This is a genomic window from Halomonas almeriensis (assembly GCF_030409235.1).
GTDB classification, from domain to species: Bacteria; Pseudomonadota; Gammaproteobacteria; order Pseudomonadales; family Halomonadaceae; genus Halomonas; species Halomonas almeriensis.
In genome coordinates this window covers 12,751-35,039 of record NZ_JAUFPO010000017.1, presented here as the reverse complement: position 1 = coordinate 35,039, position 22,289 = coordinate 12,751, and the positions used below count along the sequence as shown (strand labels likewise).

At 64.7% G+C, this 22,289-nt stretch carries 19 protein-coding genes and 1 riboswitch; of the genes, 8 read left to right on the top strand and 11 right to left on the bottom strand.

Going from position 1 to position 22,289, the window contains the following annotated elements:
- Nucleotides 1-115 precede the first annotated feature (115 nt).
- From QWY74_RS12615 to thiE, 4 genes are all read left to right on the top strand, one after another.
- Complete coding sequence (locus QWY74_RS12615; RefSeq protein WP_264826972.1) at nt 116-457, top strand: hypothetical protein; 342 nt, start codon at nt 116-118, stop codon at nt 455-457.
- Between the two features lie 266 nt (nt 458-723).
- Nucleotides 724-1,362 (top strand): peroxiredoxin, encoded by a 639-nt coding sequence (locus tag QWY74_RS12610; RefSeq protein ID WP_264826974.1) that lies wholly within the window; start codon nt 724-726, stop codon nt 1,360-1,362.
- 70 nt (nt 1,363-1,432) lie between these two features.
- Nucleotides 1,433-1,533, top strand: a riboswitch (TPP riboswitch).
- A 31-nt stretch (nt 1,534-1,564) separates the two neighbouring features.
- A complete protein-coding gene (gene thiM / locus QWY74_RS12605; RefSeq protein WP_264826975.1) occupies nt 1,565-2,371 on the top strand; it encodes a hydroxyethylthiazole kinase in 807 nt (268 codons plus the stop codon).
- Nucleotides 2,361-2,987, top strand: a complete 627-nt coding sequence (thiE, locus tag QWY74_RS12600; protein ID WP_264826976.1) for a thiamine phosphate synthase — start codon at nt 2,361-2,363, stop codon at nt 2,985-2,987. Before thiM ends, thiE begins: the two co-directional genes overlap by 11 nt.
- 9 nt (nt 2,988-2,996) lie before the next feature.
- Here thiE and QWY74_RS12595 read toward each other — a convergent pair whose 3' ends face one another.
- The 3 genes from QWY74_RS12595 to hglS all read right to left on the bottom strand — a co-directional run bounded on the left by QWY74_RS12595 (nt 2,997) and on the right by hglS (nt 7,223).
- Nucleotides 2,997-3,872, bottom strand: a complete 876-nt coding sequence (locus QWY74_RS12595; RefSeq protein ID WP_264826977.1) for a DMT family transporter — start codon at nt 3,870-3,872, stop codon at nt 2,997-2,999.
- 152 nt (nt 3,873-4,024) lie between these two features.
- Entirely contained in the window at nt 4,025-5,626 is a 1,602-nt protein-coding gene (locus tag QWY74_RS12590) for a serine hydrolase (protein ID WP_264826978.1), read from the bottom strand.
- A 235-nt stretch (nt 5,627-5,861) separates the two neighbouring features.
- Nucleotides 5,862-7,223, bottom strand: coding sequence for a 2-oxoadipate dioxygenase/decarboxylase HglS (gene hglS, locus QWY74_RS12585; protein ID WP_264826979.1), 1,362 nt, complete (start codon nt 7,221-7,223; stop codon nt 5,862-5,864).
- Between the two features lie 267 nt (nt 7,224-7,490).
- On the opposite strand from hglS, the gene QWY74_RS12580 reads away from it, so the two are divergent.
- A complete protein-coding gene (locus QWY74_RS12580; protein WP_290314430.1) occupies nt 7,491-8,396 on the top strand; it encodes a LysR substrate-binding domain-containing protein in 906 nt (301 codons plus the stop codon).
- Here the strand turns inward: QWY74_RS12580 and QWY74_RS12575 are convergent.
- Nucleotides 8,393-9,298, bottom strand: coding sequence for a LysR family transcriptional regulator (locus QWY74_RS12575; protein ID WP_290314429.1), 906 nt, complete (start codon nt 9,296-9,298; stop codon nt 8,393-8,395). The two genes, QWY74_RS12580 and QWY74_RS12575, sit on opposite strands and share 4 nt — an antisense overlap.
- A gap of 161 nt (nt 9,299-9,459) precedes the next feature.
- Between QWY74_RS12575 and amaB the strand changes: the two genes are divergently transcribed.
- Together amaB and amaA are read left to right on the top strand one after the other, a co-directional pair.
- Complete coding sequence (amaB, locus tag QWY74_RS12570) at nt 9,460-10,953, top strand: L-piperidine-6-carboxylate dehydrogenase (protein WP_290314428.1); 1,494 nt, start codon at nt 9,460-9,462, stop codon at nt 10,951-10,953.
- 89 nt (nt 10,954-11,042) lie between these two features.
- On the top strand, nt 11,043-12,323 hold the full coding sequence (gene amaA, locus QWY74_RS12565; RefSeq protein WP_264826983.1) for an L-pipecolate oxidase: 1,281 nt from the start codon (nt 11,043-11,045) through the stop codon (nt 12,321-12,323).
- Between the two features lie 221 nt (nt 12,324-12,544).
- Here amaA and QWY74_RS12560 read toward each other — a convergent pair whose 3' ends face one another.
- From QWY74_RS12560 to QWY74_RS12545, 4 genes are all read right to left on the bottom strand, one after another.
- Nucleotides 12,545-13,318, bottom strand: a complete 774-nt coding sequence (locus QWY74_RS12560) for an amino acid ABC transporter ATP-binding protein (protein WP_290314427.1) — start codon at nt 13,316-13,318, stop codon at nt 12,545-12,547.
- Nucleotides 13,319-13,421: 103 nt separating this feature from the next.
- Nucleotides 13,422-14,516: an amino acid ABC transporter permease gene (locus QWY74_RS12555; RefSeq protein ID WP_264826985.1), complete on the bottom strand. Its 1,095-nt coding sequence runs from the start codon at nt 14,514-14,516 to the stop codon at nt 13,422-13,424.
- 1 nt (nt 14,517) lies between these two features.
- The gene (locus QWY74_RS12550) at nt 14,518-15,696 is read right to left on the bottom strand and encodes an amino acid ABC transporter permease (protein WP_264826986.1); all 1,179 of its coding nucleotides are present in this window, start codon (nt 15,694-15,696) and stop codon (nt 14,518-14,520) included.
- Nucleotides 15,697-15,900: 204 nt separating this feature from the next.
- On the bottom strand, nt 15,901-16,929 hold the full coding sequence (locus QWY74_RS12545; RefSeq protein WP_264826988.1) for an amino acid ABC transporter substrate-binding protein: 1,029 nt from the start codon (nt 16,927-16,929) through the stop codon (nt 15,901-15,903).
- A 132-nt stretch (nt 16,930-17,061) separates the two neighbouring features.
- Here QWY74_RS12545 and QWY74_RS12540 point away from each other — a divergent pair, with 132 nt between their 5' ends.
- On the top strand, nt 17,062-17,685 hold the full coding sequence (locus QWY74_RS12540; protein ID WP_290314426.1) for a hypothetical protein: 624 nt from the start codon (nt 17,062-17,064) through the stop codon (nt 17,683-17,685).
- 268 nt (nt 17,686-17,953) lie between these two features.
- Here QWY74_RS12540 and ahpF read toward each other — a convergent pair whose 3' ends face one another.
- From ahpF to QWY74_RS12525, 3 genes are all read right to left on the bottom strand, one after another.
- Entirely contained in the window at nt 17,954-19,510 is a 1,557-nt protein-coding gene (gene ahpF / locus QWY74_RS12535; RefSeq protein ID WP_264826991.1) for an alkyl hydroperoxide reductase subunit F, read from the bottom strand.
- A gap of 203 nt (nt 19,511-19,713) precedes the next feature.
- A complete protein-coding gene (gene ahpC / locus QWY74_RS12530) occupies nt 19,714-20,277 on the bottom strand; it encodes an alkyl hydroperoxide reductase subunit C (RefSeq protein ID WP_141321772.1) in 564 nt (187 codons plus the stop codon).
- A 177-nt stretch (nt 20,278-20,454) separates the two neighbouring features.
- Complete coding sequence (locus QWY74_RS12525) at nt 20,455-22,101, bottom strand: alkaline phosphatase family protein (protein ID WP_264826993.1); 1,647 nt, start codon at nt 22,099-22,101, stop codon at nt 20,455-20,457.
- Between the last annotated feature and the right edge of the window lie 188 nt (nt 22,102-22,289).

The window sequence follows — 22,289 nt, the reverse complement described above, 5'->3', positions numbered from 1 at the left end:
ACCCTTTCATCAGTTGTGGGGGCGATCGCCGCGGATTTCCACCCGCATCGGCATGGCGGTGAGGCCGGGAGGAATCTACAATCCGGTAGGATACCGCGACCAAAAGGGAGCCCGCATGACCACCAATGTGACACTGGGTGACCATATCACCTACAAGCAGCTGACCAAGGCCGTTTCCGAGGGTTTCTCGCCGATCGTGGAGCTGGAATCGCAGGATGGCATCTACACCGTGCGCTTTCACCACGCTGGCGGAGTCTCCAAGCTCTCCGACAAGGACGGCAAGACCTGCACCTACCTGGGCACCGGTAAAATCCGCGAGCTGCTGGGTAAGGCGGGCCTGACCCATGGCGTTGTGACCTGGGATGACCAGTGCGCCGACGAGATGATCGGTGTGCAGGGCCATGCCAAGACGCCGGAGGAACGGCTGAGCTACGGTACGCGTATCGCCTTCCAGTGAAGGCCGCCAGGCGTCAGGCTTGGCAAGTGATGCCACCCCCTTACCCAGTGCTTGAGAAGCCCCGCAGGCACTGGGCGAGATACGAGTCGCGAGAAACGAACTGCTGGCGAAGCTCGTATCTCGCAGCTCGCAGCTCGCAGCTCGCAGCTCGTGCTAACCATATCACCACAGGTTGTTTCCCCCACCCATCGCCCCCATGTAATGCTTAGGCCAACGATTCGGCAGCGCGTGGGCGATGCCATCAACGCAACCCAGAGGAGCCTGACATGTCATTGCAACTCGGCGACATCGCGCCAGATTTCACCCAAGAAAGCACGGCCGGCACCATCAACTTCCATGAGTGGGCCGGAGACAACTGGGTCATCCTGTTCTCGCATCCCAAGGATTTTACCCCGGTGTGCACCACCGAGCTGGGCGAGGTCTCGCGGCTCAAGCCGGAGCTCGACAAGCGACACACCAAGGCCATTGGTCTCTCCGTCGATCCGCTGGAAGACCACGAGAAGTGGGTCGGCGACATCCAGGAAACCCAGGGCCATGGCCTGAACTTTCCGCTGCTGGCCGATGGCGATCGCAAGGTCAGCGATCTGTACGGCATGATCCATCCCAATGCCAACGACACCCTGACGGTGCGTAGTGTCTTCATCATCGATCCGAACAAGAAGGTTCGCCTGACCATCACCTATCCGGCCAGCACCGGCCGCAACTTTGCCGAATTGCTGCGCGTGCTGGATAGCCTGCAACTCACCGATCAGCACAAGCTGGCCACCCCGGTGAACTGGCAGGATGGCGATGACTGCATCATCGTGCCGGCGGTGAGCAATGAAGAGGCGCAGACGCTCTTCCCGGAAGGCTGGGACGAACAGAAGCCGTATCTGCGCGTGGTCAAGCAGCCCAAGCGCTCGTGATCGAGCCGGCGGCGGTGGCAGATACCACTGCCGCCTCTTTACAGACGCGGCGCCACCGCGGATAGTAAAAGCCTGACGACAGGGGCGCCGGTGGCCATGCTCACCGGCTGAGACGCACCCTTACCACCTGATCCGGATAATGCCGGCGGAGGGAGTCGTGCCGGCTCGCTCCGCTGGCACCTCCTCCCGCCCGGGAGGCGCCATGCAAACTCTCGATATCGCCAGCTACCTGCGCCGCATGCGCCAGGTCCGCCCGCTGGTTCATAACATCACCAATCATGTTGCCATGAACAACATGGCCAATGTGCTGCTGGCGCTGGGCGCCTCGCCGGCCATGGCCCATGCCCGTGAGGAAGTCGCCGAGTTCGCGCGCCTGGCCGGAGCCGTAACCCTGAACATCGGCACGCTTTCGCCGCACTGGGTGGCGGCCATGGAGGACGCCGCCCGCGCCGCCAACCAGGCCGGCACCCCCTGGGTGTTCGACCCCGTCGCGGTAGGGGCCACCGGCCTGCGTCGCGATGCCGGGGCCCGCCTGGTGGCCCTTTCGCCGACGGTCATTCGCGGCAATGCCTCGGAGATTCTCGCCCTCGCCCAGCAGGGCAGCGGCGGCCAGGGGGTCGACAGTACCGACACCACCGAAGCGGCCGTTCAGGCGGCGGTGGCCCTGGCACGCCGCAGCGGCGCCACGGTGGCCGTGACCGGCGAAACCGATCTGGTGACCGACGGCCAGCGCCTGGCGCGAATCGCCGGAGGGCATGCATTGATGCCGCGGGTCACTACCCTGGGCTGTGCCCTGACCGGCGTGGTGGGGGCGTATCTGGCGGTGGCCGAGGATCCCTTCGAGGCCTGCGTGGCGGCCCTGGCAGGTTATGCCGAGGCCGGTCGCATGGCCGGCGAAGAGGCGCGGGGCCCCGGCAGTTTCGCCGTGGCCTTCATCGACGCGTTGTATCGGCTTGACCCCGAGACCCTCAACCAGCAGGCACAGGTGGAGCTCTCCGATGCGCCTTGATCTCTCGCTCTATCTGGTCACCGACCCTGAACTGTGTGCCGAGCGCGGCCTCGAGGCCACTGTGCTGGCCGCGGTGAAAGGCGGTGTGAGCATGGTGCAGCTACGCGACAAACAGGCCAGCGATGCCGAGCTGATCCCTGTCGCCCGGCGCCTCAAGGCGGTGCTGGCCAGCAGCAGCGTGCCGCTTCTGGTCAATGACCGGCTGGAGGTGGCCCTGGCCAGCGGCGCCGATGGCCTGCATATCGGTCAGGACGATGGCGAGGTCAGCGAGGCGCGCAGCGCCCTGGGTAGCGAGGCCATGCTGGGGCTGTCGGTGCAGACAGCCCAGCAACTGGCAGGCATCGACGTCGAACGGCTCGACTATCTGGGGCTGGGGCCGGTGTTTGCCACCCCCAGCAAGCGAGACCATGCGGCCCCGCTCGGCTTCGATGGCCTGGCCGCCCTGGCCGGCGCCAGCCCCCTGCCCACGGTCGCCATCGGCGGCCTCAAGGCCGAACACGCCGCGGTCGTGCAGCGCGCAGGCGTCAACGGCATGGCCGTGATCTCGGCCATCTGCGGCACACCCGACCCGCAAGCCGCGGCCCGCGCGTTCCCGTCTTTCAGGCAGCGCGGCTGAGTCGCGCTGTCAGGCCGTGGGCCGCCGATTCAAGGCCACGCGCCGCTCATGATAGGCGATCGCCAGGCCACTGAGGATGATCAGCGAGCCGCCCACCAGCACCCACAGATCCGGCACCTCGTCCCAGATCCACCAGCCCAGCAGCACGGCCCACAGCAGGGCCGTGTAATCGAAGGGGGCCGCCAGCGCCGCCGGGGCAAAACGAAACGCCAGGGTCAGCCCGGCCATGGCGCCCACCCCGAGCACCCCGGCCAGCAGGAAGAAGGGCCAGTGGACCGGCGCCGGCATCTGCCAGACCCAGGGCAGGCTTGCCGCCGACACCAGCATCGGCACCAGGGTGGTGTAGAAGACCATCGCCCAGAGATGCTCACGTTCCCCATAGCGGCGCGCGGTGATCATCGTCAGGGCATAGAAGACCGCCGCGCCGACGACGATCAGCGCCGCCGGCTGAAAACTCTCGCCACCGGGGCGCACCACCACCAGGACCCCGGCAAAGCCCACCAGGGTAGCCAACAGGGTGGTGCGATCGACCCGTTCGCCCAGCAGTGGTACCGAAAGCAGATTGACGAACAAGGGCGCAGCAAAGGCAATCGCGGTGGTTTCGGCCAGCGGCAGCAGCGTCAGCCCCCACATGAAGCAGACCATGGTGCCGGTAAAGATCAGCCCGCGCAGCAGATGTATCCCCGGCCGGCGTGTCTTGAGCTTGCGCAGCCCACCGCTGAAGCGCGCGATCAGGGCGATCAGCGGCAGCGAAACCAGGGTACGGAAGAAGATGATCTGCAGCGGCGAGTGCGTCTCGCCCAGCCACTTGGTGATGGCATCACCGAGGGCCAGACACAAGACCCCGCCGCACATGCACAGAATACCCTTTAAGGATGACGACATGGATGCTCCTGAGCGTCTCGAAGGCCGAACCACAACCACATGAAACACCCCACCGACAGGGCCGGTGGGGTGGGAGTCAGCGCATAGCTAAGGATTTTGACGCTAACGGCGCCGGCAGGGGACGACAACCCCACCCTTGGTCGTAGCGACGATCAGAACGCCGCCTGCACCACCATGCAGTCCATGCCCTGGGCCTGCAGGCGACGGCAGGCATTGCGTGCCTGGGGTTCCGCCATGTCGACCAGCCGGGCGCGATAGACGTTGGCGTCGGCCACGTGCGGCACCGCTACACGGGCATCGGCCAGCTCGGCGGTGAGACGCTCGGCGGCTCGGGCCGCGAGGCGGCGAGCATTGTCGGCATCGCTGAAGGCACCTACCTGAACCCCCCAGTCCCCCAAGCGCGGCGCATCGGCGCTGGCTGCCGTCGAACCGGAAGCCTGGCTGGTGGAAGCGACCTCGGGCGTGGATGCCGGCGCTGCCGAGGCAACCTGGGCCGGCTCGGCCGAGGCGGGCTCGGATGCCGTCGCGGCTGCGCTGGTGGAGGGCTCGTTGAGCGACGAGACCACGGGGCCGGTCGAGGAATCTGCCGGCTCATCGGTCGAGACGACGGCCGAATCCGCGCTGTTGGACGCTGTGTTGGTGGCGTTAGCGATATTCGGAGAGCTCGACGTCGTCGCGGAACTCGAGGTGTTCGAAGCGCTAGCGGTGCTGGAGGCATTCGCGACGATGGTTTCATCCTGCGAGGGGGTGCTGGCCGTGCCACCGCTCGCGGCGTCGGTGTCGACCGGCGGCGATGCCGGAGAGGACGGCAGCGAGGCCACCGAGTTGCCGCGGCTCGCCATCATGCCACCGGAAGGCAGCATGGGGCGCTCGCTACGTGGCAGCAGGTAGTCATTGGCAATACGCGTATTGGCCAGAAAGCCACGCCCATTGTTCAGTGAGGCACGCATGAAGCCGCGGTCCAGGAGGTCGGCCATGTGCTCATCCCGCGAGGAAGACGAGTAACCGCCCATCACCACGGCAAGCATGCGGCGGCCGTGACGCTTGGCGGAGGTGGCCACGTTGAAGCCGGAAGCCCGAATGAACCCCGTCTTGAGGCCATCGGCCCCCGGGTAAGTATCAAGCAGGTTGTTGTGGCCGGTCACCGTCTTGCCGCGCCAGCTGAAGCGGCTCTTCGAGAAGTAGTGGTAATACTCGGGGAAGTCGAGCATCAGGCGTCGCGCCAACATGGCCATATCGCGCGCCGTGGTGACCTGGCGGTCATCCGGCAGGCCGGAGGCATTGCGGAAGATCGTGTCCTGCATGCCCATTTCGTGTGCCCGAGAGGTCATCATGCGCGCGAAGTGGTCCTCGCTGCCGCCCAGGGCTTCGGCCACCACGACCGCAACGTCATTAGCGGAGCGCACGACCAGCGCCTTGATGGCCGTTTCAACCGGCAGGCTGCTGCCCGGCTTGAGCCACAGCTTGGTGGCCGGCATTTTCGACGCTGTGGACGACACCGGCAGCGGCTGATTCAGCTTCATGCTGCCTCGCTCGAGCGACTCGAACAGCATGTAGAGCGTCATCATCTTGGTCAGCGAGGCCGGGTAGCGCGGCGCATCGGCATTCTCGGCGTAGAGAATCTCGCTGGTTTCGGTATCGACCACAATCCCGGCATACCGCGGGTTCTGCGCTTGAGCGGTGCTGGTCAAAAGTGTCGCGATGCAAAACAGAATCAGGACGAAGCACCATCGCCGTGTCGTTATGCGCCCCATGGACTATTCCTCTGGAGGTGTGACGTCTACGCTGCAGGCTGCATTATGAACCAGATTGGCGCACAGTGCAGGGAAAAAGCCTGCATGATTCAGCCTATTTCACGACATTGCCGTCATTCCGGCTGTCGGAAACCGCCCGCCTCACCTTGCCGACTCAACTCATGCCGGCCCCACCCCGACCAGCAGCAGCGAGACACCGCCATCGAGCGGTGAGAGGCTATTCAGCCATGCCAGGCTATCCAGCATCACTCAGCGCGGCCATCACGGCATCGCGCGAGGCCTGCTGGCGCTTTGCGTAGAGCGCCAGCTCGTCGGTCACGGCCGCCCCCAGGGCCGCCTCGAAGGCCTCGCGATTGGCGTTGCCGGCATAGGCCTGGTTCTGACCACCGCCGAGGTTGGACTGGAAGATGCCCGCGGCACTCACCGGCAGGAAGTCCTCGTAGGTAATGGGCTGAGCACTGACCAGCCCCTGCTCGATCAGCGCCTCCAGATCGGTCTCGGCCACCAGACCGGCCTCGCGCCCGGCCTCGGTCAGGCGGTAGTCGAAAAACGCCAGCCCCTGACGACGCAGCTCGGCGTGGGTATCCGGGAAGGCTTGAAAGACCTCGCCGAGCACCTGCTGGTGCGCCTCGTTGGCCAGCCCGGCGGTGCGCTGACGCGACTCGGTGAGCAGGCGGTCATAGAGCGCACGGCCTTCGGGGGTCAGCGCCACCCCGCGCTGCTCGATCTCGCCGAAGCGGGCGGTGTGGCTGCCCTGGCGCTCGCCGACGAAGCGTGTCGGCTCTTCCAGGGCCTTGAAGCTGGTCTGGCGCAACAGAATCGGGCAGTTGCGGCGCGGCGGCCCCTCGATGACTTCCTTCGGGGTGATGCCGGCCGCCGGCATGCGCCGCTGCACCTCGTCGATATCCAGAGTGCGCGGCGTCAGATGGTTGATGTGCGGCCCGCGAAAGCAGACCACATCAGCGATCAGGCGGTGCTCGGCGTGCAGGGCTTCATAGGTGTCGAGATCCACGGTGGCATCCTGGTGCCAGCGAAAGGTCTCCAGCGCCTCGGCGACGAATTGATCGGCCTGCTCGCTGGTCAGCCCGCCCTGGCGTTCGCTGAGCTCGATCAACTCGCGTGCCTTGGGCGTGAAGATATCCCGCTTGGCCAGAATCTCGGCGGCGCGCTCGCGCAGCTCGGGGCTTTCGATGAGTTCGAGGCGCAGCAGCGAGGTAAAGACCCGGAACGGATTGCGTGCCAGCGCCTCATCTTCAACCGGCCGAAACGCCGTCGAGTGCACCGGCACCCCAGCCTCGGAGAGATCGTAGTAGCCCACCGGATGCATGCCCATCACTGCGAACAGGCGACGCAGCATGCCAAGCTCCTCGGACGTGCCAACGCGAATGGCACCATGCCGCTCGACACCCAGGCGGTTTATTTCATCGTGGGCTTCGAGTCGCTCGGCCAGTTCAGGGTTCTGTTGAAGGGTCTGCTGATTGACCTCCGCCACCAGCGCCAACAAGGTGCCGTACTGCGGCACTTCGTCCTGATACATGGCCGACATGGCGCGGGAAAAGCGATCACGAATATCGTGATGAGATACCGGGGACGTCATCGTGCCTACCTCTGGGTTGCGTTCGCCCGGGCGGGCACTCGGGGTGACCTGCCCGGACGTAAAGAATCCACGGGTCGTCGGCAACCGACGACCATCCTGTCATGGATGAGAACAGAGCAAGGCTATCGCCGGCAAACGAAAAAAAGCGGGCTACCCATTCCTCTGGCTCATGCATTACCCTTTCCATACCATGAAATGAGTGTAAGCGGCGCTATACATGAGATTCCAGCATCCAAAGAGCCCCGAACCGGGCCGCGGAGAACGGCCATGAGTGCGCGTCATCTGCCATCGACCATCACCATGCAATGTTTCGAGGCCGCGGCGCGTCACATGAGCTTCACACGGGCCGCCGATGAGCTATGCATTACCCAGAGCGCGGTCAGCAAGCAGGTGGCTCAGCTTGAGGCTTACCTGGCTCACAAGCTGTTTCGGCGCGTGCGCCGCAGCCTGGTGCTGACCCCGGAGGGCTCGCAGTACCTCACCGAGGTGCGCCGGATACTGGCGCAGATCGAGATGTCGGCGCACTCGATCATGACCTACCGCGGCCAGGCCGAGCGCCTGCGTGTCGCCTGCCTGCCGACCTTCGGTGCCCGCTGGCTGTCGCGGCAGCTTCCGGCCTTCCTGGAGGCCCATCCACGGATCGACCTGAGCATTCACGACCATGTCGAGGCATTTGATCTGGAACACGAAAACATCGAAGTGGCCATCTTCCACGGCCATGGCCACTGGCCGAACCTGGAGTGCCACAAGCTGTTCGATGAGGCGGTCGTCGCCGTCGGCGCCCCCGACTATCTAGCGCGTCAAACGATCCGGGCGGCTCATGACCTGGCCGAATGCCGCCTGCTGCACCTCTCGACACGCCCCGATGCCTGGCATCGCTGGTTTGCCGATCAACACATCAGCAGCGAGCACAGTTATCACGGTACCCGCGTCGAAACCTTCCAGATGCTGATCGCCACCGTGCTCAATGGCGGCGGCCTGGCCCTGGTGCCGCGCTTCTTCGTCGATGAGGAACTGGCCGCCGGACACCTTGCCCTGGCCTGGCCGCATGTGCTGCGCGGGCCGGATGCCTACTATCTGGTTCACCCCGAACACCTCGGCGAACTGCCCCGGGTGCGACATTTTGTTGAGCACCTCCTGACGCGGGCCGCCGCGGACACGCCCATCAACTAGCTGGTGGCGGCAGGCCGCTCGAGATGCTCGAGTATCCAGTTGGTGAAGCCCTTGACCCTGGCAACTTCGGCCTTGTGTTCCGGGTAGGCCAGATAATAGGCCTCGCGGCTGGTCAGCCCGAACGACCAGGGCACGATCAGTTGACCGGCGGCCAGCTCTTCCTCGGCCAGAAAGCGCGGCACCAGCGCCACGCCGCAGCCAGCTCGGGCAGCACGCAGGGCCATGTCGAAGGTATCGAATCGCGGGCCATGGTAGCTGTGCTCGGTATAGCAGCCCTGGGCCGCGAACCAGTCATGCCAGGCCTCGGGGCGGGTGGCGTTCTGCAACAGCACCAGTCGGGTCAGCGCCAGCGGCTCATTGATGCCGCCGGGCGGAACCGCCGCGGGCGCGCAGACCGGCACCCGCTCCTCGTCGCACAGGCGGATGCACTCGGCCCGCGGCCAGGCGCCATGACCGAAGAAGAAGGCCACATCGACCCGCTCTTCCTCCAGGTCGAAGGGCTCCGAGCGGTTGGTGATGTTCAGGTAGGTACGCGGGTGGCGGAAGCGAAACCCATAGAGCCGCGGGATCAGCCAGCGGGCGCCGAAAGTCGGCAGGGTGGTGACATTGAGCACCTCGCTCTGCCCGCCGTAGGACTGCATGTAGCGCGTGGACATCTCCACCTGGGCGAGGATCTTGCGCACCTCGGTGAGGTAGAGCGCGCCTTCCGGCGTGACCTGCAGGCGCTTGCGAACCCGGCGAAACAGCGGATGTTCCAGGGTCGCCTCGAGTTGCGCCACCTGCTTGCTGACCGCGCTCTGGGTCAGGTTCAGCTCATCGGCGGCGCGGGTGAAGCTCAGGTGCCGCACCGAGGCCTCGAAGCATTGCATGGCGGTGAGGGTGGGCAGGTGTCGACGGCTCATGCAGTGCTCCGAAAGGCAGACAGGACGCTTCACGAAAAAAAGGAATGACCTTCATATAAAACGTCGTTTGAGCGCCGTCAATCGGCGCGTCAATACTGGCCTCATTTCCGCCATTCTGGAACAGACGCTTGGCGTCAGGCTCGGACACAAGAGGACACACCATGATCGACACGCTCATGCACAAACTCGGGGTCGACGAGGCCCGTTATCGTCAGGGGGATTTCGTCATCACCTCTCCCACCGACGGCGGCGAGATCGGCCGCGTCAGCCTGGAAGGCGCCGATGCCATCGAGGAGCGTGTGGCGCGTTCCCAGCAGGCCTTCGAGCAGTGGCGCCAGGTGCCAGCCCCTCGGCGCGGCGAGCTGGTGCGCCTGTTCGGCGAGCAGTTGCGTCGCCACAAGGAGGACCTGGGCGCCCTGGTCACCCTGGAATGCGGCAAGATCTACCAGGAAGGTCTGGGCGAAGTGCAGGAGATGATCGATATCTGCGACCTGGCGGTGGGCCAGTCGCGTCAGCTCTACGGCCTGACCATCGCCTCCGAGCGCCCGGGTCACCACATGCGCGAGAGCTGGCATCCGCTGGGCCCCATCGGTCTGATCACCGCCTTCAACTTCCCGGTCGCACCCTGGGCCTGGAATTCCGCCCTGGCGCTGGTGTGCGGCAACAGCCTGCTGTGGAAGCCGTCGGAAAAGACCCCGCTCACTGCCCTGGGCTGTCAGGCGCTGCTGGAACGCGCCATGGCCGAGTTCGGCGACGAGGCACCGGCCGACCTGAGCCAGGTGATCATCGGCGACCGCGCCGCCGGCGAGCGCCTGGCCGACGACCCCCGTGTGCCGCTGATCAGCGCCACCGGCAGCACCCGCATGGGCCGCGAGGTGGCGCCTCGTGTGGCGGCCCGCTTCGGTCGCAGCATCCTCGAGCTGGGCGGTAACAACGGCATGATCCTAGCGCCCAGCGCCGATCTGGATATGGCCGTGCGTGCCATCCTGTTCTCGGCCGTGGGCACCGCCGGCCAGCGCTGCACCACCCTGCGCCGCCTGATCGTTCACGAGTCGGTGCGCGACGAGGTGGTCGAGCGGGTCAAGAAGGCCTATGCCGGCGTGACCATCGGCGATCCCATGGCAGGTAGCCTGGTCGGCCCCTTGGTCGATGCCCAGGCCTTCGAGCAGATGCAGTCGGTGCTCGACCAGGCGCGCCAGCAGGGCGCTACGGTGTTCGGCGGCGAGCGCCAGCTGGCCGATCAGTATCCGCATGCCTACTACGTCACGCCGGCCATCGTCGAGATGGAAGAGCAGAATGAGCTGGTCAGGAACGAGACCTTCGCGCCGATCCTCTACGTGATGAGCTACCGCGACTTCGACGAGGCCATGGCGATGCACAATGACGTGCCCCAGGGGCTGTCGTCGTGCATCTTCACCACCGATGTCCGCGAATCCGAGGCCTTCGTCTCGGATGTGGGCAGCGACTGTGGTATCGCCAACGTCAATATCGGCCCGAGCGGTGCCGAGATCGGTGGCGCCTTCGGCGGCGAGAAGGACACCGGCGGCGGACGCGAGTCCGGCTCGGACATCTGGAAGAGCTACATGCGCCGCCAGACCAACACCGTCAACTACTCCCGCGAGCTGCCGCTGGCCCAGGGCATCAAGTTCGACTGAGCCCTCGGCCCCCGCCGTCGACACCCGGTGACGACGGCGGAACCCGGTCATTCCCCATGGCATTGGCCTGAAGCTGTCAGGAGCGCCGTATGCACTCGACCTGCGTCTGGACGTCCACATCCCTCGAGCCGTTGCATGACGCTACGCCGCTGTCAGGCGAGGCTTCGGCGGATGTCGCCGTGATCGGTGGTGGCATAACCGGGCTGAGCACGGCCATTCATCTCGCCGAAGCGGGCGTGTCGGTGGCCCTGCTGGAAGCCGGCGAGATTCCCAGCGGGGGCTCAGGGCGCAGCGTCGGCCTAGTCAACGCCGGAATGTGGATTCCGCCGGACGACATCCTCGAGGCGCTCGGCCCGGAAAACGGCGAGCGGGCCAACAGCGTCCTCGGTGAGGCACCCGCCGAAGTCTTCGCGCTGATCGATCGCTACGCCATCGACTGCCAGGACACCCGCACCGGCACCCTGCATCTGGCGCACAATGCCGGGGGCGAGCGGGAGCTGGCGCGGCGTTACCAGCAGTTTTCTCAGCGTGGCGCGCCGGTGGAGCTGCTCGAGGGCGAGGACTGTCAGCGGCGCATCGGCACACAGCGTATTCGGCGCGCCCTGCTCGACCGGCGCGCCGGCACCCTCAACCCCACCGCCTACACCCGGGGGCTGGCCCGCGCCGCCCGGCAGGCGGGTGCCCATCTGTATACCCACAGCCCGGCCGAAGGCATCGCTCGAGAGGAAGAGGACTGGCGGGTCGACACACCAGCGGGCTGTGTGCGGGCCCCGCAGCTGGTGATCGCCACCAACGCCTACAGCGAGGATCACTGGAATCAGGTGCGCGATGTCTTCTTCCGCGGGCACTTCTACCAGGTGGCTTCGCCGCCGCTGCCCGACGACATCGCCGGCAATATCCTGCCCGAACGCCAGGGCGCCTGGGATACGCGCATGGTGCTCAGCAGCATGCGCCGCGACGCTCAAGGGCGCCTGATCCTGGGTAGCCTGGGGCGTGGCGAGACCAAGCCGGCGGCCTTCCTGCGCTGCTGGGCCGACCGCATCCAGCGCCATTACTTCCCACAGCTAGGGCGCGTCGACTGGGAATGCAGCTGGACCGGCCAGGTTGGCTTCACGCCAGATCACACCCTGCGCCTGTTCGAACCGGCCCCGGGCATTCTCGCCGCCGCCGGCTACAACGGCCGGGGCATCACCACCGGCACCGTAGTCGGCAAAGGCTTTGCCCGCTACCTCACCCACGGCGACGACAGCAGCCTGCCCCTACCCGTGCGACGCGCCCCGCCACTGCGCGCCAAGCCGCTATGGAGCAAGGCCTACGAAAGCGGCTTCACCCTCTACCACGCCGGACAATGCCTGCGCATCGTCGCTTGAGATGCGCCCCTCAGCCGGCAAACATTCGCCACAGCTCGCAACACGGGCCAGAACGCAAAAAAGCGTTCGTACTGTGAGCACGGCCATTCATGACCACGGGCGCCGGGGACAGGGCGAAGCGAGGGTCATCCGCCATGAATGGCGGATGTAGCGCCCATGGACGGGTTTACAGCGCCCTCGCCGAGCCCTGTCGCCGGAAAAGCCCCTGCCGGCCACTGGGCCTAGTGCCCCAGAATCTGACTCAGAAACAACTTCGTCCGCTCGGATTCGGGATGGTTGAAGAAGGTCTGCGGCGGTGCCTGCTCGATGACCTGGCCTTGGTCCATGAAGATCACCCGGTCGGCCACCGTCTTGGCGAAGCCCATCTCGTGGGTCACGCACAGCATGGTCATGCCGTCCTGGGCCAGCTCGACCATGACATCCAGCACTTCCTTGATCATTTCCGGGTCGAGTGCCGAGGTCGGTTCATCGAACAGCATGACCTCGGGGCGCATGCACAGGGCCCGGGCAATGGCCACGCGCTGCTGCTGACCACCGGATAACTGCCCCGGATACTTGTGGGCCTGATCGGCGATTTGCACCCGCTCGAGAAACTCCCGGGCGGTCTTCTCGGCCTCGGCCCGAGGCTTTTTCTGCACCCAGGTCTGGGAGATGCAACAGTTGTCGAGCACCGAAAGGTGCGGAAACAGATTGAAATGCTGGAAGACCATGCCGACATTGCGGCGAATCTGCTCGATGCGCTTGATGTCCTGGGTCATGGTCACGCCATCGACCGTGATGCGGCCCTGCTGATGCGACTCCAGATGATTGAAGCAACGGATCAGGGTCGACTTGCCCGAACCCGAAGGCCCGCAGACGACGATGCGCTCACCGCGCGCCACCGTCAGGTCGATGTCGCGCAGCACATGAAAGTCGCCGTACCACTTATTGAGCCCCTCCACCTCGATCATCGGAGTATCCGCGGAGGAAGCGCTTGCCGAATTGTTTGCCGTCATGACGATATATCCTTGTTCTTAAACGCGAGCAATTCTCTGAGCCCGGTGCCGTCGCAAAAGACACCTTGGCTGAGAGGTGGCAATCAATGATTGATTGCTCCTCTCAGTGGCCGGTATGCAGGCGTCGCTCTATATACTGACTGTAGCGCGACATGCTGAAACAGAAGACCCAGAACATCAGCGCGGCGAAAACATAGCCCTCGGTGGCAAAGCCCAGCCAGTTGCTGTCGGTGAGACCCGCGCGAATGATCGCCAGCAGATCGAACAGGCCGATGATCAACACCAGCGAGGTGTCCTTGAACAGCGCGATGAAGGTGTTGACGATGCCGGGAATCACCAGCTTCAGCGCCTGGGGTAGCACGATCAGCCCCATGCGGCGCCAGTAGCCCAGCCCCAGTGCCTTGGCCGCTTCCTCCTGGCCGGAGGGAATCGCCTGCAGGCCACCCCGCACGACCTCGGCCATGTAGGCACTCCAGAAGAACATGATGCCGATCAGGGCGCGCAACAGCTTGTCGAACTCGACCTCGGTGGGCACGAACAGCGGCAGCATGACCGAGGCCATGAACAGCACCGTGATCAAGGGCACGCCACGCCAGAACTCGATGAACACCACGCACAGGCTGCGCACCAGCGGCATCTGCGAACGCCGCCCGAGAGCCAGCACCACGCCGATCGGCAGCGAACCGACGATGCCCACGGTGGCCACCGTCAGGGTCAGCATCAGCCCGCCCCACTCGCGGGTCGGTACCACCTCGAGACCGAAGTGGCCACCGATCAGCAACACATAGGCCACGATCGGGAAGCCGACCAGGGCAAAGGCGCCCACCCAGCGCTTGGCCGGCAGCCGCGGAATGGCCAGCCAGGCCACCAGCAGCGTCAGCATGGCCAGCACGATATCCACCCGCCAGCGCTCCGGGTCGGGATAGAAGCCATAGATGATGGTCTCGAAGCGCGCACTGATGAACACCCAGCAGGCGCCCTCGCCCGTGCAGGCCTCGCGAGTCGAGCCCAGCCAGTCGGCGTCGATCAGGGCCCACTTGGCCATGGGCCACAGCATCATGGCCAGCAGCACCATGGTAATCACGCTGACCACGCTGTTGAGCGGGCCATTGAACAGATTGGCGCGCAACCAGCCGACCGCGCCACGGCGCATGTCCGGCGGACGACGCGCCTCGATCATCTCGGTTCGTGTCGTCATCTCATCGCTCCTTGAGCAAAGTGCGCGCGTTGTAGAGGTTCATCAGCGCCGAGACCACCAGGCTGATCACCAGATAGACCGCCATGGTGATGGCGACGATCTCGATGGCCTGACCGGTCTGGTTGAGAGCCGTTCCGGCAAACACCGCGACCAGATCCGGATACCCGATGGCGGTGGCCAGCGAGGAGTTCTTGGTCAGGTTGAGATACTGGCTGGTCAACTGCGGCACAATGACCCGCATGGCCTGAGGGATGACGATCTTGCGCAGGGTCACATCGCCGGGCAGGCTGATCGCCTTGGCCGCCTCGGTCTGCCCCTTGGGCACCGACTGAATGCCCGAACGCACGATCTCGGCGATGAACGACGCCGTGTAGATGGACAGCGCCAGCCACAGCGCCACCAGCTCCGGGATGACGGTCACGCCGCCCTGGAAGTTGAAGCCGGCCATGGCCGGTATCTCCCACTCGAGCGGCTGGCCGGTGAGCAGGAAGACCAGCAACGGCAGGCCGATCAGGATCAACGCGCCGAGGCGAAAGACGGGCAGTGCCTTGCCGGTACGGGTCTGCAGGCGCCGCGCGTAGATCGTCAGTGCCACCACGGCGACCACGGCCAGCAACAGCGCCCAGAGCGTCGCCGAGAAGCCCGGCAGGGGCTCGGGCGCCGGCACCACCAGGCCACGCACGTTGAGGAAGAAAGCCTCGAACAGCGACATGCTCTGGCGCGGACTCGGTAACGCCTGCAGGACGGCGAAGTACCAGAACAGAATCTGCACCAGCAGCGGGATATTGCGAAAGATTTCGACATAGGCGGCGGCGAGCTTGGCCATCAGCCAGTTGCTCGACAGTCGCGCGATGCCCACCGCAAAGCCGATGATGGTCGCCGCCACGATGCCCATGGCAGAAACCAGCAGGGTGTTCAGCAGGCCCACCACGAAGGTACGGGCATAGCTGCTGTCACCGCTGTATTCGATCAGGGTCTGGGGAATGGAGAAACCGGCCCGTTCCTGGAGAAAGCCGAAGCCCGTGGTGATGCCACGCGCCTCCAGGTTGGACAGGGTGTTGCTCACTATCATGGCGATGAAGCCCAGCAGGGCCAGCAGCAGAACCGCCTGGATCACCAACGCACGAACGGCGGGGTCACGCCATAGCGGCCCCCGTTCGGATGTAGAAGAACGCTGCATGTCGAGCCTCGAACGGGATATCACGATCCGCCACCCCGAGAGGCGGCGGAAGCAGAAATCAACGGAACATGACACGACCCGATCGCTGCAGCGGCCCCGACATGTGCCGGGGCCGCTGGCTGCCACCCGTCAGGGTGGCGCGAACACGATCATGGGCCGGGCCGTCCCGACCCGGGAAACGTGGAATCCGTCAGTGACGCTGGCTCAACGGACCGGCGGCGCGTAGAGGATGCCGCCTTCGTTCCACAGCGCGTTCATGCCTCGGCTGATGCCCAGCGGGGAATTCTCGCCCACGGTATCGGCGAAGACTTCACCATAGTTACCCACCTGGGAAATGATGTTGTAGGCCCAGTCATTGCTCAGGCCCAGCTGCTCGCCATAGGTGCCGTCGACACCGAGCAGGCGCGCCACACCGGGATTGGGCGGGTTTTCCTTCATCTCATCGACATTGTCGCTATTGATGCCCATTTCCTCGGCATTGATCATGGCGAAGATGGCCCACTGCACGATATCCAGCCACTGGTCATCGCCCTGGCGCACCACGGGGCCAAGCGGCTCCTTGGAGATCAGCTCGGTGAGGATCTCGACGCTGTCGGGCTCGGGGAGCTGCAGGCGCAGGGCGCTGAGCTGCGAGGTATCCGAGGTCAGCACATCACAGCGACCACTGGCAAAGCCCTGGGCCGTCTGGTCCGGGGTATCGAAGGTCACGGTGTTGATGTCGATGTCGCGGGAGGGGAAGTAGTCGGCGAGGTTGAGCTCGTGGGTGGTGCCGGACTGGATGCAGATCGAAGCACCATTGAGGTCCTCGAGGCTCTCGATTTCCAGGTCCTTATCGACCATGAAGCCCTGGCCGTCGTAGAAGGTGGTGGCGGTAAAGTTCAGGCCCAGGGAGTTATCGCGAGTGGCCGTCCAGGTAGTGTTGCGCGAGAGAACGTCAATTTCGCCGGACTGCAGCGCCGTGAAGCGTTCCTTGGCGGTAAGGGGTGTGAATGCCACGTGTTCGGGGTCACCGAAGATGGCAGAGGACAGGGCGCGGCAGGTTTCCACATCCAGGCCCTGCCAAGTGCCGTCTTCGTCGGAGGCCGAGAAGCCGGCAAGGCCGACATTCACGCCACAACGCAGTTCACCGCGTTCCTTGACCTCGTCCAGGGTAGCGGCCGAGGCGGTCGCGGCGGTTCCAAGCGACAGGGTAGCGAGGGATAGGGCTACCAGCGTCTTGTTGTTGTTACGCATAACCAGAAACTCCAATTTGTTGTCGTGTTATGTGCACGCATGAGTTCGCAATGCGACCCTTGCGAATCTAGCAACGCTGCTATTGATTCGGCAACGCTGCCATTAAACGTTTGTCACATTGAGACTATACGCATGCGTCCTGTCACTTTTCTGGCGCGCGGCTTGCTCGCCGGCCTGCTGGCCTGGTTGCTGGTGGCCCCGGCCCTGGCCACGAGCTATAACATCCGCGATGCCCAGCCCCATGGCGACTGGCATTCCTTGCGCCTGACCCTGGGCGAGGAGCGCCATGTGCGCGCTATCGAACAGAGCAGCTACTCGGACAGCGTGCTCAGTGTCAACGCCACGCCCGGCGCCTGCGGGCAGCGCTGGCTGGAGATTCGCGTGATGCTCGACGAGGTCCAGGCCGAGAGCACCACCTGGGATCGGGTGCCGGTGGATGTGATGATCGATCAGGGCGATGTGTATACCGGCGAGGCGGCCTTTATCACCGAGCGCGGCGACGACGGCTTCTATGTGCGCCTGACGATGCCGGATACCAGCGCCCTGCTCGATGGCATGCGCCACGGCGAGACACTGCGCCTGCGCATTCACCGCGCCGCGGAGGACTACTGGTTCATGGTCTTCAGCCTGAAAGGCGCCGACCAGGCGCTGACCCGCATGAACCGCCTGTGCGAGACGCATCCTGCAGACAACGCCGCCCCACACGACAACGCCCCCGCCGGTAAACCGACGAGGGCGTCATCCACCACGCAATGATGGCTTGCGCTTTTCCAGCTCGCAATGTCGATGGTGGGCGCCGGGGGCAAGGCGAAGCGAGGGTCATCCGCCATGGGTGAGGCGCGTGCCGCCGAACGGGCTGGCCATGGAAGGCCAGCCCAGGTCCTGCAAGCGGCGCAGGATGCAAGAGCGCCGCAGGGCGGATGTAGCGCCCATGGAGGGGTTCACAGCGCCCTCGCGAAGGCTTGTCGACGGAACAGCCCACCTTTCCCGACGGTTTGAGGGTGACCGTGAGAAATGCAGCCTCTCACTGGCGAATCAAGTAATCAAAAGCCCCAAGCGCCGCCCGCGAACCTTCGCCCAGCGAGATGACGATCTGCTTGTAGGGCACCGTGGTCACGTCGCCGGCGGCGAAGATGCCCGGCACCGAGGTCATGCCGCGCTCATCGGTGATGATCTCGCCATGCGAGGAAAGCTCGATGGGCGAGTGCTGCAGCCATTCGGTGTTGGGCACCAGGCCGATCTGCACGAAGACGCCTTCCAGCTCGATATCGCGCAGCTCGCCACTGGCGCGCTCTTCATAGGTCAGGCCGGAAACCCGTGCGCCGTCGCCGTTGACCTGGGTCGTGCGTGCGCCCTTGATAATCTCGACATTGGGCAGGCTGGCCAGCTTCTTCTGCAGCACCTCGTCGGCACGCAGCTCATCCATGAACTCGATCAAGATGACTTCCTTGACCACACCGGCCAGATCGATGGCCGCCTCGACACCGGAGTTGCCGCCGCCGATCACGGCGACACGCTTGCCCTTGAACAAGGGACCGTCACAGTGCGGGCAGTAGGCCACGCCCTTGTTGCGATACTCGGCTTCGCCGGGCACGTTCATTTCCCGCCAGCGGGCACCGGTGGAGAGCACCAGCGTCTTGCTCTTCAGGCTGGCACCCGAGGCGAAGCGCACCTCGTGCTCACCGCCCGGCTGGCTGGCCGGCACCAGCTCGGTGGCTCGCTGCAGGTCCATGATCTCCACGTCGTACTGCTTGACGTGCTCTTCCAGGGCCGCGGCCAGCTTGGGACCTTCGGTGTAGGGCACGGAGATCAGGTTCTCGATGCCCATGGTGTCGAGCACCTGGCCGCCGAAACGCTCGGAGGCGACACCGGTGCGAATGCCCTTGCGCGCGGCATAGATGGCGGCGGAGGCGCCGGCCGGGCCGCCGCCGACCGTCAACAGATCGAAGGCCGGCATCTCGTTGAGGCGCTCGGCTTCGCGCTCCTCGGCGCCGGTATCCACCTTGGCGAGGATCTGCTCGAGACTCATGCGGCCCTGGTCGAAGGGCTCGCCGTTGAGGAAGATGCCGGGGACCGACATGACCTCGCGGGCATCCACCTCGTCCTTGAACATGGCACCGTCGATGGCCACATGGCTGATGCCGGGGTTGAGCACAGCCATCAGGTTCAGGGCCTGGACCACGTCCGGGCAGTTCTGGCAGGACTGCGAGAAGTAGGTCTCGAAGTGCAGGCCACCCGGCAGCGCCTTGATCTGCTCGACGGTTTCTTCACTGGCCTTGGGCGGATGGCCGCCGACATGCAGCAGGGCCAGCACCAGCGAGGTGAACTCGTGGCCCATGGGAATACCGGCGAAGACGATCCCGGTGGACTCGCCCTCACGATGAAGCGCGAAGGACGGCGCACGTGCGTCGTCGCCATCCAGGCGCAGACTGATCTGCTCGCTCAGGCCGGCCACGTCTTTCAGCAGGCCATGCATTTCCCGGGACTTGTCGCCGTCATCGAGGGTGGCGACGATCTCGAAAGGCCGCGTGACCTTCTGCAGATAGGCATTGAGCTGGGATTTCAGATTGTCGTCCAACATAACGGCGATTTCCTCGTCGCGGGTCATCAGGACACAGCTCCCCTGTGGCCACCACTCGGGTAGCGCATCCTGTCGTCAATTCGGTAATGCAAACCCGGGCAGCACCCGGGCTTGTCAGGCAGGCATCGGCGGCCACGTCATCAGGCCGCCGATTCAGGCAACATGGCCTCAACAGAGGTGTTACCCACAGGAAGCAGGCTTCCTCAAATCTTGCCGACCAGGTCCAGAGACGGCTCGAGAGTTTCCTGACCTTCTTCCCACTTGGCCGGGCAAACCTCGTTGGGGTTAGCACGCACGTACTGAGCGGCCTTGACCTTGCGCAGCAGCTCTTCGGCGTTACGGCCGATGTTGCCGGCGTTGAGCTCGACGATCTGGATCTTGCCGTCCGGGTCGACCACGAAGGTGCCACGATCCGCCACGCCGTCTTCCTCGATCAGCACGTCGAAGTTGCGCGAGACAACGTGAGTCGGGTCAGCCAGCATCGGATACTGCAGCTTGCCGATGGTCTCGGAGCTGTCGTGCCAGGCCTTGTGAGTGAAGTGAGTGTCGGTGGAGACGCTGTAGATTTCCACGCCGAGCTTCTTGAACTCTTCGTAGTTGTCGGCCAGATCGCCCAGTTCGGTGGGGCAGACGAAGGTGAAGTCGGCCGGATAGAAGAAGAAAATGCTCCACTGGCCCTTCAGGCTTTCATTGGTGACGTCAATGAACTCGCCATTGTAGTAGGCAGTCGCCTTGAACGGCTTCACTTCAGTGTTAAGAATCGGCATTGATGGATGACTCCTTGCTGTATGGGTGGTCGGCTCAATACAGGCCCTAGGGTATCGGCCAAGGCCCTATAGGGTAAATTGAACGTGCTGATCCAGCTGATAGGGCTTCCCTAAGGAAGCCCCATCAGCCGGCGGCCATCATCGCGCGAAGCGCGTCGCGCATTGCCGTGTTGGCGATCAGCGTTCTCCCGAGGCATTGTCCCGGGCGCACGGCTGGGACAATGCGCGAGGTTGGGCACCGAACATGGCATGCAGCCAGTGCCGCCAACAGGCCATGGGCGCATCAGCCGCCTGCGAAGGCGGCATCAGCCCCCGGTGCAGGCCAAAATCCGCAAACGCCTGGATCAGTTGGGCATCACGACTGAACACATGGACCGGCACATCAGGACTGGCCTCGGCGCCGGTCACCACCGGTGCCGCGGGATGATCCCCCATCACCATGACGAGAGCGTCGTCTGGCAGATAGCGCGCCACCCACTCCAGCGTGACCGTCAGCGAGTAGCGCACGGAGTCCGCATAGTGGCGTTGAACCTCCGCCATGTCACGCCAAAGTTGCTCTGGCGGCGGACCGGCATCGGCCCACGGCTGGAAACCACTACCATCGCCGATACTCGCCCAGTCACGCACCGGCAGAATGGGCGTCCAGGGGGCATGGCTGCTGACCAGCGCCACCTGCGCGAAAACCGGCCCAGAGGGCTCGCTCAGCCAGCGCGTAGCCAGCGACTTCAGCGTGAACTGGTCCGGCATGGTCACCCAGTTGAGGGCGGGCCCGGCATAATCCATGGCTGCGGCATTCACCAGGGTATCGAACTCATAAGCTCGCCCTTCGGGCCATGGCTGGGTAATCGCCGGCATCAGGGTCATGGTGTGGTGGCCGGTGGCCGCAAAGTCCTGTACCAGAGTGAGCGGTTGGCCTTCCAGCAAGAGCCGATAATCCAGGCCGTTGTCGATGGTCAGCCCCGCCAGCACACTGGCATGCGCCAGCCAGGACTGTCCACCACGCACCGGCGAGCGAAGACGCCCGGAGGCGGTGGCGATGCCATCTGCGGCCAGCGACTCGCTGGTTCGCGCCAGCAAGGTCGGCATCCCGGCCGCCCCGCGCTCAAGTAGTGACATGCCATAGGATTCGATGAAGATCAGCACGACATCCCGGCCGGCCAGTTCTGTCAGCGGAGCCACGTCTGGCTGCTGGCGTCGCTGACGGTCCCCGAAGCGTTGGCGCGCCGCCAGGGTGATGGGCAGTTGCTCGGCCTGCTCGCTTACCGCCGAGGCCAGCGGGGCATCGAGGCCCAGCCGCGGCTCATCAAACCACTGGTCCAGCCCCCAGATCATGAGGATCAGCCCAGCCACACCGGCGGACCCGGCGATGCGCCAGGCCCTGGAGTATCCGGCTGACTGCCGACAGACCGAGAGCAGCAAACGCCACATCCCCCAGGCCAGAATGGCCAGCCCACCCAGCAGCAAACCCGTTACCAGGAGCGCCGCCGGCTGCCCGAGGTTGGAGGACAGCAACTGATAACCGGCGGATAACAAGGCGACATCCAGCCAGACATTCAGCTCTCGGCCGAAGACTGCCAGCGTCACCCCCGAGGCGAGGTTGAGCATCACCGACCCCGTCAGGCTCAGCGCGATGAACCCGAGTAACCAGCGCCACGGCGGCAGCCAGAGCAACAGCAGAGCCAGCAGACAGGCGTCAAGCGGCAGCCACCACAGCCAGCCGGCGCCCCAGCCGCCTGTGCTGCCCGCGGCGGTCAGCGCCGCCATCAAGAGACCACCGAGCCGCGCCAGGACCCACAGGGCCAGCAATGCCAGACACCACCTCATGTGGCCCGGACCTCGCAAGACCGGCCGGCACAACGTAGAGTCTAGGCATTGTCCGAAAACTGTCTGCGCTCGGTTATACGGCGTTGAAAATCTTCTCAAAATGCTCATTTACTCCTTGTAAACTCCGCGTTTTCGTAGATTTTCGCCTTGCCTAACCTTCGCTCGTCGACTTTTCAGACAGTGCCTAG

Bases quoted from the DNA above. Each gene is read 5' to 3' on its own strand.
- QWY74_RS12615 (WP_264826972.1), top strand. From the start codon at position 116: ATGACCACCAATGTGACACTGGGTGACCATATCACCTACAAGCAGCTG.
- QWY74_RS12610 (WP_264826974.1), top strand. From the start codon at position 724: ATGTCATTGCAACTCGGCGACATCGCGCCAGATTTCACCCAAGAAAGC.
- thiM (WP_264826975.1), top strand. From the start codon at position 1,565: ATGCAAACTCTCGATATCGCCAGCTACCTGCGCCGCATGCGCCAGGTC.
- thiE (WP_264826976.1), top strand. From the start codon at position 2,361: ATGCGCCTTGATCTCTCGCTCTATCTGGTCACCGACCCTGAACTGTGT.
- QWY74_RS12595 (WP_264826977.1), bottom strand. From the start codon at position 3,872: ATGTCGTCATCCTTAAAGGGTATTCTGTGCATGTGCGGCGGGGTCTTG.
- QWY74_RS12590 (WP_264826978.1), bottom strand. From the start codon at position 5,626: ATGGGGCGCATAACGACACGGCGATGGTGCTTCGTCCTGATTCTGTTT.
- hglS (WP_264826979.1), bottom strand. From the start codon at position 7,223: ATGACGTCCCCGGTATCTCATCACGATATTCGTGATCGCTTTTCCCGC.
- QWY74_RS12580 (WP_290314430.1), top strand. From the start codon at position 7,491: ATGAGTGCGCGTCATCTGCCATCGACCATCACCATGCAATGTTTCGAG.
- QWY74_RS12575 (WP_290314429.1), bottom strand. From the start codon at position 9,298: ATGAGCCGTCGACACCTGCCCACCCTCACCGCCATGCAATGCTTCGAG.
- amaB (WP_290314428.1), top strand. From the start codon at position 9,460: ATGATCGACACGCTCATGCACAAACTCGGGGTCGACGAGGCCCGTTAT.
- amaA (WP_264826983.1), top strand. From the start codon at position 11,043: ATGCACTCGACCTGCGTCTGGACGTCCACATCCCTCGAGCCGTTGCAT.
- QWY74_RS12560 (WP_290314427.1), bottom strand. From the start codon at position 13,318: ATGACGGCAAACAATTCGGCAAGCGCTTCCTCCGCGGATACTCCGATG.
- QWY74_RS12555 (WP_264826985.1), bottom strand. From the start codon at position 14,516: ATGACGACACGAACCGAGATGATCGAGGCGCGTCGTCCGCCGGACATG.
- QWY74_RS12550 (WP_264826986.1), bottom strand. From the start codon at position 15,696: ATGCAGCGTTCTTCTACATCCGAACGGGGGCCGCTATGGCGTGACCCC.
- QWY74_RS12545 (WP_264826988.1), bottom strand. From the start codon at position 16,929: ATGCGTAACAACAACAAGACGCTGGTAGCCCTATCCCTCGCTACCCTG.
- QWY74_RS12540 (WP_290314426.1), top strand. From the start codon at position 17,062: ATGCGTCCTGTCACTTTTCTGGCGCGCGGCTTGCTCGCCGGCCTGCTG.
- ahpF (WP_264826991.1), bottom strand. From the start codon at position 19,510: ATGTTGGACGACAATCTGAAATCCCAGCTCAATGCCTATCTGCAGAAG.
- ahpC (WP_141321772.1), bottom strand. From the start codon at position 20,277: ATGCCGATTCTTAACACTGAAGTGAAGCCGTTCAAGGCGACTGCCTAC.
- QWY74_RS12525 (WP_264826993.1), bottom strand. From the start codon at position 22,101: ATGAGGTGGTGTCTGGCATTGCTGGCCCTGTGGGTCCTGGCGCGGCTC.